We start from the raw sequence: 12,867 nt of genomic DNA, 5'->3' as shown, positions 1-12,867 counted from the left end.
AAGGGGAAGCAGAATGTTGAATAAAAATGTGTCGATCTTGCTGATCGATGACAATGATATTACCCGCGAAGTGTTGCGGGTGGTGTTGCGCAGCGAGGGCTACAATGTGGTCGGCGAAGCCACCGACGGCGGGACAGGGCTGGATATGGCGCTGAAATTGCGGCCGCATATCATTTTGCTCGACGTCGTCATGCCGAAAGTCAGCGGTCTGGAGATTTTACCGAAATTAAAAGATATGTTGCCCGAGTCGCGGGTGCTGATGGTGACCGCCAGTCACGACCAAGAAACCATAAGTGAAGCCGTTAAAGCCGGCATTCATGGTTTGATACTCAAACCGTTCAATGCGCAAAAAATCATTGACACGGTTGCCGGCGTGGTGAGTAAGCTGGAAAATTAAAGCAGCAAGCTTGCAAGCAGGACTCAGCCCTTGTGTTCGCACTTTTCTTTAGTGCAATTTCCATAGATCGCCAAGGCATGATCGGCGATGCGAAAACCACGTTCTGCGGCGATGTCATGCTGGCGCTGCTCAATTTGGGCGTCAAAAAATTCTTCCACGCGACCGCAATCGAGGCAAACCAGGTGGTCATGGTGTGAGCCTTCATTCAATTCAAAAATGGCTTTGCCGGTTTCGAAATGATTTCTGTGCAGCAAGCCTGCCTGCTCGAATTGGGTCAGTACGCGGTAGACTGTTGCCAGCCCGACATCCATATTCTCATTGAGCAATATTTTGTAGACATCTTCGGCAGTCAGGTGCCTGACCTTGCTACTTTGGAAGATTTCCAGGATTTTCAGGCGGGGTAAAGTGGCTTTAAGGCCGCTGGCTTTGAGATTCGGCGTGCTGTTTGTCATGTTTTCGGTCAAAAGAGGGCTATCTGCTTTATGATATCGGGTTTCAGGGCATGTTGCTCGATTACTGAGGCTACCTATGCGATTGTTGTTTTCAGAAACTATTCAAGCCCAAGCTGGCCGTTTGGTCGGTTTGACGTTGATCTTGAGCATGACTGCCTGTGCTTCCAGTGTGCCGTTGGCTGCTGCGCCGGCGACTGCTACCCCGGTCGAAGCCAGCGCGGCCGGCACGCAAGTGACGGCACCAACCGGTGTGAAAAAGTTCCTCGGCTATATTTCACCATACCGCGTCACTGTGCAACAAGGGAATTTTGTTTCGGAAGAAATGATGTCCCAGATCAAGGAAGGCATGACGCGCGAGCAAGTGCGTTTCGTGCTCGGCAGCGCATTGTTGACCGATATGTTCCATGAAGACCGCTGGGATTATATATTCCGCTTGACCAAACCCAAGGGTGAGCAGGTGCTCAGTCGCGTGACGATTTATTTCAAGAATAATACCGTGGCCAAGTTTGAAGGCGGTGATTTGCCGACCGAGAAAGAATATCTGGCGCGTATTACCGAATCGGCGCTCGGCATCGATAAAGTTGAATCGATTGTCGATATCGACGGTACACCGAAGAAAAAAGAGCGTAAATAATACCTGTGTCGTGACAGGATGCCGAGAGCCGGATTGCATCTGGCTCTCGGGCTTAACCATGAAGTAAGTATGAAGTAAGAGAAAACGTATGACAGGATTAAAAATAGCAGTGGCCGGTGCGTCCGGTCGTATGGGCAAGATGCTCATCGAAGCCATTACCGCAGCCCAAGACTTGCAACTGGCCGGTGCCACCGGCAGCGCCGGTTCGGCGGCACTCGGCAGTGATGCCGGTGCGGCGCTCGGCCAGCATACGGGCGTGTTGATCAGTGCCGATTTGAGCGTGGCCTTGGCCGATGCCGACTTGCTGATCGACTTCACCCGTCCCGAAGGAAGCTTGAAGCACTTGGCGTATTGCGCTGCGCATGGCATCAAGATGGTCATCGGCACGACTGGCTTTGATGCGGCTGGCAAGGCGGCCATCGCTGCTGCAGCAGAACGCACGGCGATCGTGTTCGCACCCAATATGAGTGTCGGCGTCAATGTCACGCTCAAATTATTGGAAATGGCGGCGAAAAGCTTCGCCACCGGCTATGACATCGAAATCGTCGAAGCGCACCACCGCAATAAAGTCGATGCCCCGTCCGGTACGGCGCTGAAAATGGGTGAGGTGATTGCTGAGGCAATCGGGCGCGACCTCAATGAAGTTGGCGTTTATGCGCGCCACGGCGTGACTGGTGCGCGCGATCCTTCCTCAATCGGCTTTGCGACTATCCGTGGCGGCGACATCGTCGGCGACCATACGGTACTGTTTGCCGGTATCGGTGAGCGCGTGGAAATTTCGCATAAATCGTCGAGCCGCGTCACGTATGCAGATGGCAGTCTGCGCGCGGCGCGTTTCTTGGCCGATAAAACCAGCGGTTTCTACGATATGTACGACGTGCTCGGCTTGAACTGAATTTCTGTGTGAGCGCCGCCCAGCGTCCCGCTGTGGCGGCCAATCGGCAGCCTTGAGCGCGCTGCTGCTCCCCTCCTTTGGCCGGCAGCGGTGAAATCCGCGCTTGCTTTGCTTAATAGTGACACTGAAGCAGTTATAATCAAGGACTTTTGAGTCCCCCCTCTTTCCGCCTACGCCATGCAAGAAAAATATACCCCCTCCGACGTCGAACAATCGGCACAAGCCCATTGGAAACAGATCGATGCCTACACCGCGGTTGAGAACGATCCGCGTTTTCCTAAGGGTAAGTACTACGCCTGTTCCATGCTGCCTTATCCTTCTGGCAAGCTGCACATGGGGCATGTGCGTAACTACACGATTAACGACATGCTGGCGCGCCAATTACGCATGAAGGGCTACAACGTCCTCATGCCTATGGGCTGGGATGCGTTCGGCTTGCCGGCGGAAAATGCGGCGATTGCCTACAATAAATCGCCGGCGGAATGGACTTACGCCAATATTGCCGACATGAAGTCGCAAATGCAGCCGCTCGGTTTAGCCTTCGACTGGAGTCGCGAAGTAGCGACTTGTGATCCCGATTACTACCGCTGGAACCAGTGGCTGTTTTTGAAAATGCTGGAAAAAGGCATTGCTTACAAAAAAACCCAAGTCGTGAATTGGGATCCGGTCGACCAGACGGTTCTTGCTAATGAGCAAGTTATCGATGGGCGCGGCTGGCGCTCCGGTGCCTTGGTCGAGAAGCGCGAGATCCCAGGTTATTATTTTGCCATCACCGAGTATGCCGACGAATTGCTCGACAGTATAGATAGTCTCGATGGCTGGCCAGAACAAGTGCGCACCATGCAGCGCAATTGGATAGGCAAGAGCGAGGGCGTGCGCTTTGCATTCACGCACGATATCAAGGATGCCGCCGGCAGCCTGATACAAGACGGCAAAATGTACGTCTTCACCACGCGCGCCGATACCATCATGGGCGTGACTTTCTGCGCCGTCGCAGCCGAGCATCCGCTGGCGACCCTCGCAGCAGAAGATAATCCGGCCTTGGCCGCCTTCATCGAAGTTTGTAAAGCCGGTGGTACCAGCGAAGCCGAAATGGCGACCAAAGAAAAAGAAGGCATGCCGACCGGCTTGTTCGTCACCCATCCGCTGACCGGTGAGTCGGTGGCAGTGTGGGTCGGTAACTATGTGCTGATGACTTACGGCGACGGTGCCGTGATGGGCGTGCCGGCGCATGATGAGCGCGATTTTGCCTTTGCCAAAAAATATCAACTCGCCATTAAACAAGTGGTGGCCGTGACTGGCCATGAATTCAGCGTCGAGGCGTGGGATGAAGCCTATGGCGACAAGCAGCGCGGCGTATTGGTTAACTCCGGTCCTTACGATGGCTTGACATGCAAAGCGGCCGTTGACGCGGTCGCCGCCGACTTGGCCGCGCGCGATGCCGGCGAAAAGAAAACCACCTGGCGCTTGCGCGACTGGGGTATTTCGCGCCAGCGTTATTGGGGCACGCCTATCCCTATCATTCATTGCGCCAGCTGTGGCGATGTACCGGTGCCGTATGCCGATTTGCCGGTCGTATTGCCAACCGATTGCATTCCCGATGGCTCTGGCAATCCGCTCAAAACCCGTGCCGATTTCTTGCACGTCGCTTGCCCGACTTGCGGTCAGCCGGCCGAGCGCGAAACCGACACCATGGATACCTTCGTTGATTCGAGCTGGTATTTCATGCGCTATACCTGCCCCGATGCCGATACCATGGTCGATGCCCGTCAAGAGTATTGGATGGCGATGGATCAGTACATAGGCGGTGTCGAACACGCCGTGCTGCATTTGCTGTATGCGCGTTTTTGGACCAAGGCCATGCGCGATCTGGGCTTGGTCAGTATTTCCGAACCGTTCAAAAACTTGTTCACGCAAGGCATGCTGCTCAACGAATCGTATTTCCGTGAAGATGCCAGCGGTAAAAAAACCTGGTTCTATCCGAATGAAATCGAAGTGCAGCACGATGACAAAGGTCGTCCTGTCGCCGCCATCAAAAAGAGCGATGGCTTGCCGGTGCAGATGGGTGGCATAGAAAAAATGTCGAAGTCGAAGAACAATGTGGTTGAGCCGAAAGACATCATCACCCAGTTCGGTGCCGATACCGCGCGCTTATTCACCATGTTTGCCGGTCCGCCGGACCAAAGTGCGGCGTGGAGCAGCAGCGGTGTCGAAGGGGCTTCGCGTTACCTGCGACGCCTGTGGGCGACCGGTTTGAAATGCGCCGATACCATCGCCGCCGGGCGCGTGGCAGCCGCTGCGTATGCACCGGAGGTGCAGAATTTGCGCCGCGAAGTGCATTTGACGCTGAAACAAATTGACGCCGATTACGAACGTCTGCAATACAACACCGTGGTGTCGGGCGCGATGAAATTGCTCAATGCCATAGAATCGTTCAAGTCGGATGGGGCTGGTCATGCAGCGGCCGTGCGCGACGCCTTCAGTATTTTGCTGCGCGCCTTGTATCCGGTGTGCCCACACATCGCCCATGTGATGTGGCAAGAACTGGGGTTCGCCGGCACCGACGGGGAATTGATCGATGCGGCCTGGCCGATAGTCGATGAATCGGCCCTGATACAGGATGAAATCGAGATGATGATACAGGTCAACGGTAAATTGCGCGGTAGTATCAAAGTTGCCAAAGATGCAGATAAAGCCAGTATCGAAGCGGCCGCCTTGGCACATGAAAGCGTGCAGCGCTTCCTTGAGGGCCCGGTGAAGAAAGTCATCGTGGTACCGGGTAAGCTTATCAACGTCGTGGCTTGATCATGAAAATCGGAGCAGCAACCATGCACCCACTGTTTTTTCTCCGTCGCGGCTGGTTCGTGGCCTTGCTGCTTGCGTTCAGTTTGTCTGCTTGTGGTTTCGCCTTGCGTGGTCCGGTGGCGTTTCCGTTTAAGTCTATCTATATCAGCTTGCCGATCGGCTCGCCGCTCAATGGCGAGTTGCATCGCCAATTACGCGCCAATGGTCAAACGCTGGTGACTGCCGATCCCAAAGACGCCGAGGTGATACTCGATGTGCTGCAAGAGGCGCGTGACAAGCAAATCCTCTCGCTCAACAGTCAAGGGCGTGTGCGCGAATACTCTTTGCTCTACAACTTCAGTTTCCGTTTGCGCAATGCCGCAGGAAAAGAGTATTTGGAGCCGGTGAAAATCCAACTCAAACGTACCATCACTTACAATGAGTCAGTGGTGTTGGCGAAAGAGTCGGAAGAAGCAGCCTTGTACCGCGATATGCAAAGCGACTTGGTGCAGCAGATCATGCGGCGCTTGTCGGTCGTGAAAATGGACGATTAAGATGCAACTACGCTTTGATGCGCTGCCTGGCCATCTCGCGAAAACCCTGGCACCACTCTATGTGATTACCAGTGACGAGCACTTGCTCGCGCTTGAAGCGGCCGATCAAATTCGCCGCGCCGCCAAGGCGCAGGGTTTTCTCGAACGCGAGATCTTGAGCGTCGAGCGCAGTTTCAAATGGGGTGCCTTGTTGGCGGCGAATCAGTCGCAATCGCTGTTCGGTGATAAAAAACTGATCGATTTGCGCATCCCCACCGGTAAGCCGGGTAAAGAGGGTGGGCAGGCTTTGCAAGAGTATATTGCCAAGCTCTCACCCGATAATCTGACCCTGATCAGCTTGCCCAAACTCGATTGGGCCACGCAGAAAGCCGCTTGGGTGAGCAGTTTGCAGCAAGCCGCCGTGTATATCGATATTCCGCTGGTAGAACGGGCGCAATTACCGAATTGGATTAATCAACGTTTGCAAGCACAGCAGCAAACGCTGGACCGGCAAAGTCTTGACTTCATTGCTGATCGGGTGGAGGGGAATTTACTGGCAGCGCATCAGGAAATCCAAAAACTGGCTTTGTTGCATGCGCCGGGCAAGCTCAGTTTTGAGCAAATCCATGATGCCGTGCTCAATGTGGCACGCTACGATGTGTTTAAACTCAATGAAGCCATGCTGGCTGGCGATGTGGCGCGCTTGGCGCGCATGTTGCATGGTTTGCAGGGCGAGGGCGAAGCGCTGCCGCTGGTATTATGGGCCATGGCAGAAGAAATTCGTACCTTGCTCAAGCTCAAGTCGGGCGTGGCGCAAGGGCGGCCGCTGTCGGCTTTGCTGAAAGAATACCGCATCTGGGGCCCGCGCGAAAAACTGATGGAACCGGCCTTACGCCGCGTCAGTTTGCCGAGTTTGCAAAGTGCGCTGCAAGAAGCGGCACAAATCGATAAGATGGTGAAAGGATTACGTGCCAAAGCCTTTGCCGGCGATGCATGGGATGCTTTGTTACAACTTGGATTGAAAGTGGCACGCGCGGCTTGAACGGTGCGGCCTTGAATAGCTGGCTTTTGGAACTGACATGATCGATATTCCTGCTTATATGAACGAGCTCGGCTCGCGTGCCCGTGCTGCTTCGCGCGCTATGGCAAAAGCCGATAGTGCAAAAAAAAATCAAGCCTTGTTGCTGATCGCCGCAGCGATACGGCGCGATGCCGCCTTGCTGCGTGCTGCCAATGAGCACGATTTAGCGGCTGCACGGGCCGCCGGCATGGATGCCGCCATGCTCGATCGGCTGACGCTGTCGGATGCGGCGATCGCCAAAATGGCCGAAGGCTTGACGCAAATTGTCAGCCTTTCTGATCCGATTGGTGAAATTTCAAACATGAAATACCGCCCCAGCGGCATTCAGGTCGGCCAAATGCGTGTGCCGCTAGGCGTGATCGGTATTATTTACGAAGCGCGCCCGAATGTGACAGTCGACGCCGCCGGTTTATGCATCAAGAGTGGCAATGCCACCATCCTGCGCGGTGGTTCTGAAGCGATACACTGTAATCGCGCCCTCGCGATCTTGGTCAAAGAAGGTCTGGCCGGGGCCGGCTTGCCAGCCGATGCCGTACAAATCGTCGAAACCACCGACCGTGCCGCCGTCGGTGCCTTGATCACGATGCCGCAGTATGTCGATGTGATCGTGCCGCGTGGTGGCAAAGGCTTGATCGAACGCTTGATGCGCGAAGCCACGGTGCCGATGATCAAACATCTCGACGGCATTTGTCATGTGTATATCGATGACAAAGCCGATTTGGCGAAAGCGACGGCGATTGCATTCAATGCAAAATGTCATCGTTACGGCACTTGCAATACCATGGAAACTTTATTGGTGGCACGTGGCGTGGCCGAGCGCATCTTGCCGCTCTTGGCGCCGCTGTATCTGAGCGAGTCGGTGGAATTACGCTGTGATCCGGCTGCAGCGGCGATTCTGGCCAGCTATCCGCATCTGCGCGCCGCCACGGAAGAAGACTGGCGCAGCGAATATCTGGCACCGGTATTGGCGATCAAAGTGGTCGACGACATCGATGCGGCCATCGACCATATCAATACCTATTCGTCGAAACATACCGAAGCCATCATCACCGAAGACTACACGCTGGCCCTGCGCTTTTTGCGCGAAGTCGATTCCGCTTCGGTCATAGTGAATGCCTCGACCCGCTTTGCCGATGGCTTCGAATACGGACTCGGTGCTGAAATCGGTATTTCCAACGACAAACTGCATGCGCGCGGCCCGGTCGGCCTCGAAGGGCTGACCTCGCTTAAATATGTCGTGTTTGGTCACGGCGAAATCCGTACTTGAGAAGGCTGAAACGATGTTGGCTCGGGCTTAGTCGGTTCGAGTCGGCTTTGATTAACCAATTTAGAAAGTTCCGCCATGCTTTGGATTAAAGCCCTGCACATCCTGTTCGTCATTTCCTGGTTCGCCGGGCTGTTCTATCTGCCGCGTATCCTCGTCAATCTGGCGATGGAAACGACGCCGGCGGCGACCGAGCGCTTGCTGCTTATGGCGCGCAAGCTGTATCGTTTCATGAATATTCTGGTGCTGCCGGCTTTGTTGTTCGGCCTCTATCTATGGCTGGTGGTCGGCATCGGTAAAGGCCCGGGCAATGGCTGGATGCATGCCAAGCTGCTGTGTGTCTTGCTCTTGCTCGGTTATCATCATGCCTGCGGCAGCTTGCTGAAGAAATTTGAACAAGGCCGCAACCAGCGCAGCCATGTGTGGTTTCGCTGGTTTAATGAAGTGCCGGTGGTATTGTTATTGATTGTGTTGATCCTGGTGGTCGTCAAACCGTTTTAAGGAAGCGCGGACAAACCGCTTGGATTAAATCTGCGCTTCCTTAATCTACGGCCACGCAGGAACGGCGAGTGCGCTCGCCGATTTTTTTTTACTTTGCTATATAACGGATAAAAGGTTCCCCATGACTAAATTGTCGTATTTTTGCCCTTGCCCACGCGGTATGGAAATCGCGCTGGCTGAAGAGCTCAATGAAATCGCTGCCTTCGATCACACCATGGCAGTGCATAACCAAGTACCTGGCGGTGTGCACTGCTCGGGTAGTTTACAAGATGCCTGGCGCATCAATTTACATTCGCGCATCGCTTCGCGCGTGCTGATGCGCGTCGCGCATTCCAGCTACAGCAATGAAAATGATATCTACGACTTGGTCATGGAGCAGCCTTGGGAAGATTGGTTCGGTTACCACCACACCATTCGTGTCGATGTCACGGCGGTCAAGTCGCCGCTCAAGAGTATCGATTTTGCTACACTCAAGATCAAAGATGCCATTTGCGATCGTTTCCGCGACCAATTCACGCAGCGTCCATCGGTCAACACCAAGGCACCGGATATGCGCATCGTCGGCTTTCTCGATGCCCGCAGTTTTACCGTCTACCTCGACACTTCGGGTGAAGCACTGTTCAAACGCGGCTGGCGCATGGAAACCGGCGACGCGCCCTTGCGCGAAAATTTAGCGGCCGGCTTGCTGCGCACCGCTGGCTGGAAAGCCGGCATGCCCCTGCTCGATCCTATGTGCGGCTCCGGTACTATCTTGATCGAAGCGGCGCAGATACTGGCCGGCATTCCACCGGGTTTGAAACGCGATTTTGCGTTTGAAAAATTCCATCAATTCGATGCCGATGCCTGGGCTGCCATCAAAGCCAGCGTCAAACCGAACCCTTTGCCGAGCGAACCAACGATTTTCGGCAGCGATATTTCCGGCGACATGATTGTCATGACGCGCAATAACCTCAATAAGGCCGGGATTCGTTTCGAGGTGCCGCTCAAGCAGATTGAAGCACAGGAAATCAAGGCCCCGACCACCGTACCGGGCATCTTGCTGACCAATCCGCCGTATGGTGAACGGATCGGCGTGCGCGGCGACAGCTCGATGGAATCGGATGAGATGGCGAAAGACTTTTTTGCCAGCTTCAGCACCACGCTCAAGCAGCGCTTTGCCGGTTGGAGCGTGTTTCTGTTTACTGCCGACCTGAGCGTACCGAAAATGTTGCGCCTCAAAGAAGCGCGGAAAACCCCATTTTTCAATGGTGCGCTCGAATGTCGCCTGTTCCGCTTCGACATGGTCGCCGGCTTTAACCGTCGTGAAGAAGCCAAGCCGCAGGCTTGAATCGGTTTTTTTTCCGCATGCTCACAGAGAAAACAACATGTCCACCGCACACCCGATCAGTTCATTGAACTTGCAAGATCCGACGCTGTTGAAGGATGCTGCTTATATTAATGGCCTCTGGGTCGGCAGCAGCGCACGCTTCGCCGTCATCAATCCGGCCAATGGCGCGCGGCTCGCTGAGGTGGCGAATCTCGATGCCAGCCATGCGACTGCCGCGATTGCAGCGGCACAGCTGGCGTTCCCTCTGTGGGCGGCGAAAACTGGTAAAGAACGCGCGGCGCTGATGCGGCGTTGGTTCGATCTGATCATCGCGCATGCCGACGACTTGGCCGCCATCATGACGGCCGAGCAGGGCAAGCCGCTGGCCGAAGCGCGTGGCGAAGTGATGTACGGTGCCAGTTTTATCGAATGGTTTGCCGAAGAAGCGAAGCGGGTTTCGGGCGATGTGATGGCCTCGACTTGGAGCGACAAGCGCATGTTGGTGCTCAAGCAGCCGATTGGGGTGTGCGCCGCGATCACGCCGTGGAACTTTCCGATTGCCATGATCACCCGTAAAGTCGCGCCGGCGCTGGCGGCCGGTTGTGCGATTGTGATCAAACCGGCCGAGCAAACGCCCTTATCGGCGCTGGCCTTGGCTGAATTAGCCCAACGTGCCGGCATTCCGGCCGGCGTCATCAATGTCTTGAGCGCTGACGCAGAACAATCGATCGCGCTCGGCCAAGTCTTGTGCGACAGCCCGGTAGTGCGCCATCTGTCATTTACCGGTTCCACCCCGGTCGGCCGTATCCTGATGCGGCAATCGGCTGCCACGGTAAAAAAACTGGCGCTGGAACTGGGCGGCCATGCGCCCTTCATCGTCTTTGAGGATGCCGACCTCGATGCCGCGGTCGAAGGGGCTTTGTTATCGAAGTTTCGTAACGCCGGCCAAACCTGCGTCTGTACCAACCGCTTTTACGTACACAGTTCGATTTACGATGCCTTTGTTGAAAAACTCGCGGCCGGTGCCGCTGAGATTGTGCTTGGCGATGGCTTTACCGCCGGGGTCCAGCAAGGGCCGCTGATTGATGCTGCCGCTGTATTCAAGGTCGAGCAACATGTGGCCGATGCGCTGGCGCTGGGTGCGAAGCTGGTAACTGGCGGAAAAATTGCTGAGTTTGGCCCTTTATTCTATCAAGCGACCGTGCTCTCGGAAGTCAGCGCCGCCATGTTGATCATGCAAGAAGAAACTTTCGGGCCAGTCGCTGCCGTCATGCGTTTTGAAACCGAAGCCGAAGTGATTGCGGCGGCCAATGCCACCGATTTCGGTTTGGCTGCGTATTTTTACTCACGCGATATCGGCCGCATCTGGCGCGTTGCCGAGCAGCTCGAATACGGCATGGTCGGTATTAATACCGGTGTCATTTCCAATGAAGTCGCGCCGTTCGGTGGCGTCAAGCAATCGGGTCTGGGGCGTGAAGGCTCGCAATATGGCATTGATGAGTATCTCGAAATGAAGTATCTGTGTCTGGGTGGGATCAAGGTATAAGATGAGAACGATCGCTGTGATTCCGCGCGCCGGCTTGGCGACTTTGCTGGCTGGCTTGGCCATGTTGGGCCCTTTTTCCATCGATACCTATTTGCCAGCCTTCCCGGCGATTCAAGCCAACCTGCATGCCAATGCCCTGGAAGTACAGCAAACGCTGACGGCTTACATGCTGTCATTTGCCGTCATGACGCTGTGGCATGGTGCTTTGTCCGATTCTTTCGGTCGGCGTAACGTGATTTTGATCGCCTTGGCGGTGTTTGCCGTGGCCAGTTTCGGCTGCGCCTCGGCACACAGCGTCCATTATCTGTGGGGCTTTCGCATTTTGCAGGGCGTCTCGGCCGGTGCCGGCATGGTGGTTGGTCGCGCTATCATTCGTGATTTGTATGCCGGTGCTCCGGCCGAGCGTTTGTTGTCTTTGGTGACGATGATTTTCTCCATCGCGCCGGCGATTGCGCCTATTCTTGGTGGCTGGGTAGTCGGTGTTTTTAGCTGGCGCGCCATTTTTCTGTTGCTTTTTGCATACACTGTTGTTCTTTGGACTGTTTGTTACAAATATCTGCCGGAATCTTTGCCGCACGAAAAACGCCAAGAATTCAGCCCGCAATTTCTGTGGAGCAGTTACCGTCAGGTATGCCAATCGCCCTTGTTTCATCTCAAGGCTGGCACCATTGCCTTTAACTTTGCCGGCTTGTTTTTATATATTGCGGCCGCCCCGGTGTTTATTACGCAACACTTAAAATTAGGTGCAGATCAATTCGGATGGCAGTTCATCCCTTCCGTAGCCGGAATTTTTCTCGGTGCTTTGACGGCAAATCGGCTCGCTGGCAAGATCACGGTATGGAAACAAGTCAGCATCGGTTTCATATTTTTGCTCGGCGCATCGCTGTTCAATATGGTGTTCCATTTCTTTTCGCCACCGATTTTATTGTGGTCGGTCACACCGTTTTTCTTTTATACCTTTGGCATGTCCTTAGTCGCCCCTGGTGCCACCTTGTTGGTGCTCGATTTGTTCCCTACCATCCGCGGCATCGTCGCTTCTTGCCAAGCTGCCAGTGTGACGCTGCTGGGCGCGATCGTTGCCGGCGTGCTTGCGCCGGCCTTGGATGGCTCGGCTTTCCTGCTGGCTCTAGGGCAATTTAGCTGCGCTGTGATCGCGGCGACGCTCTGGTATACTGGCCGCGTTTATTGGCGTTCGATGACTGCGCAAAAGCAAAATGCATGGGAAACGCTAGGCTGATAAAACTTTTTTTATAAGTATGGCTTGAAAAACAGAGGGATATCCCTCATATCGGTGGTGCTATGCAGCAAATGCAAATATTGCCTATAATGTAGGCTTAAGCCTTGATAAGTCTGTTTTTGTTCGTTGGAACTAATCCCGAATTATCGTGTCTTTAAATTGCAACGTTTGCTAAGGCCTTGTTTATTAAAGCAGTCGTATTTCATCAAAATGTCATAATTCACAGGTATCGTGACA

At 54.5% G+C, this 12,867-nt stretch carries 12 protein-coding genes; 11 read left to right on the top strand and 1 reads right to left on the bottom strand.

From position 1 onward, the window contains the following. The first annotated feature begins 13 nt into the window (after nt 1–13). The gene (locus QN359_RS06450) at nt 14–397 is read left to right on the top strand and encodes a response regulator transcription factor (protein ID WP_322250819.1); all 384 of its coding nucleotides are present in this window, start codon (nt 14–16) and stop codon (nt 395–397) included. 23 nt (nt 398–420) lie between these two features. Here the strand turns inward: QN359_RS06450 and fur are convergent, their stop codons facing one another. Beyond that, nucleotides 421–849, bottom strand: a complete 429-nt coding sequence (gene fur / locus QN359_RS06445) for a ferric iron uptake transcriptional regulator (protein ID WP_322250820.1) — start codon at nt 847–849, stop codon at nt 421–423. Between the two features lie 76 nt (nt 850–925). Between fur and QN359_RS06440 the strand changes: the two genes are divergently transcribed. The 10 genes from QN359_RS06440 (at nt 926) to QN359_RS06395 (ending at nt 12,630) form a co-directional block, all read left to right on the top strand. Continuing rightward, nucleotides 926–1,483 carry an outer membrane protein assembly factor BamE gene (locus QN359_RS06440; protein WP_322250821.1) on the top strand — a complete coding sequence of 186 codons (558 nt, stop codon included), beginning with the start codon at nt 926–928 and terminating at the stop codon, nt 1,481–1,483. 88 nt (nt 1,484–1,571) lie between these two features. Beyond that, nucleotides 1,572–2,378, top strand: a complete 807-nt coding sequence (gene dapB / locus QN359_RS06435; protein WP_322250822.1) for a 4-hydroxy-tetrahydrodipicolinate reductase — start codon at nt 1,572–1,574, stop codon at nt 2,376–2,378. 177 nt (nt 2,379–2,555) lie between these two features. Next, the gene (gene leuS / locus QN359_RS06430; RefSeq protein WP_322250823.1) at nt 2,556–5,183 is read left to right on the top strand and encodes a leucine--tRNA ligase; all 2,628 of its coding nucleotides are present in this window, start codon (nt 2,556–2,558) and stop codon (nt 5,181–5,183) included. Nucleotides 5,184–5,206: 23 nt separating this feature from the next. Next, on the top strand, nt 5,207–5,716 hold the full coding sequence (gene lptE / locus QN359_RS06425; RefSeq protein WP_322250824.1) for an LPS assembly lipoprotein LptE: 510 nt from the start codon (nt 5,207–5,209) through the stop codon (nt 5,714–5,716). Between the two features lies 1 nt (nt 5,717). Beyond that, a complete protein-coding gene (gene holA / locus QN359_RS06420) occupies nt 5,718–6,737 on the top strand; it encodes a DNA polymerase III subunit delta (protein ID WP_322250825.1) in 1,020 nt (339 codons plus the stop codon). Nucleotides 6,738–6,774: 37 nt separating this feature from the next. Further along, entirely contained in the window at nt 6,775–8,043 is a 1,269-nt protein-coding gene (locus QN359_RS06415; RefSeq protein ID WP_322250826.1) for a glutamate-5-semialdehyde dehydrogenase, read from the top strand. A 75-nt stretch (nt 8,044–8,118) separates the two neighbouring features. Continuing rightward, on the top strand, nt 8,119–8,541 hold the full coding sequence (locus QN359_RS06410) for a CopD family protein (RefSeq protein WP_322250827.1): 423 nt from the start codon (nt 8,119–8,121) through the stop codon (nt 8,539–8,541). Between the two features lie 121 nt (nt 8,542–8,662). Then, nucleotides 8,663–9,868, top strand: a complete 1,206-nt coding sequence (locus QN359_RS06405) for a THUMP domain-containing class I SAM-dependent RNA methyltransferase (protein WP_416352100.1) — start codon at nt 8,663–8,665, stop codon at nt 9,866–9,868. A 37-nt stretch (nt 9,869–9,905) separates the two neighbouring features. Then, nucleotides 9,906–11,393 (top strand): NAD-dependent succinate-semialdehyde dehydrogenase, encoded by a 1,488-nt coding sequence (locus QN359_RS06400; protein WP_322250828.1) that lies wholly within the window; start codon nt 9,906–9,908, stop codon nt 11,391–11,393. Nucleotide 11,394: 1 nt separating this feature from the next. Next, nucleotides 11,395–12,630, top strand: a complete 1,236-nt coding sequence (locus QN359_RS06395; RefSeq protein ID WP_322250829.1) for a multidrug effflux MFS transporter — start codon at nt 11,395–11,397, stop codon at nt 12,628–12,630. Nucleotides 12,631–12,867: the final 237 nt, after the last annotated feature.

Origin of the sequence: Undibacterium sp. 5I2, assembly GCF_035019605.1 — a bacterium.
Lineage (GTDB): Bacteria > Pseudomonadota > Gammaproteobacteria > Burkholderiales > Burkholderiaceae_D > Undibacterium.
Note: the sequence above shows the minus strand (reverse complement) of the source record. Positions and strands in the feature narration are given on the sequence as shown.

Bases quoted from the DNA above. Each gene is read 5' to 3' on its own strand.
- fur (WP_322250820.1), bottom strand. From the start codon at position 849: ATGACAAACAGCACGCCGAATCTCAAAGCCAGCGGCCTTAAAGCCACT.
- lptE (WP_322250824.1), top strand. From the start codon at position 5,207: ATGCACCCACTGTTTTTTCTCCGTCGCGGCTGGTTCGTGGCCTTGCTG.
- holA (WP_322250825.1), top strand. From the start codon at position 5,718: ATGCAACTACGCTTTGATGCGCTGCCTGGCCATCTCGCGAAAACCCTG.
- QN359_RS06400 (WP_322250828.1), top strand. From the start codon at position 9,906: ATGTCCACCGCACACCCGATCAGTTCATTGAACTTGCAAGATCCGACG.
- QN359_RS06440 (WP_322250821.1), top strand. From the start codon at position 926: ATGCGATTGTTGTTTTCAGAAACTATTCAAGCCCAAGCTGGCCGTTTG.
- dapB (WP_322250822.1), top strand. From the start codon at position 1,572: ATGACAGGATTAAAAATAGCAGTGGCCGGTGCGTCCGGTCGTATGGGC.
- QN359_RS06450 (WP_322250819.1), top strand. From the start codon at position 14: ATGTTGAATAAAAATGTGTCGATCTTGCTGATCGATGACAATGATATT.
- QN359_RS06395 (WP_322250829.1), top strand. From the start codon at position 11,395: ATGAGAACGATCGCTGTGATTCCGCGCGCCGGCTTGGCGACTTTGCTG.
- leuS (WP_322250823.1), top strand. From the start codon at position 2,556: ATGCAAGAAAAATATACCCCCTCCGACGTCGAACAATCGGCACAAGCC.
- QN359_RS06410 (WP_322250827.1), top strand. From the start codon at position 8,119: ATGCTTTGGATTAAAGCCCTGCACATCCTGTTCGTCATTTCCTGGTTC.
- QN359_RS06415 (WP_322250826.1), top strand. From the start codon at position 6,775: ATGATCGATATTCCTGCTTATATGAACGAGCTCGGCTCGCGTGCCCGT.
- QN359_RS06405 (WP_416352100.1), top strand. From the start codon at position 8,663: ATGACTAAATTGTCGTATTTTTGCCCTTGCCCACGCGGTATGGAAATC.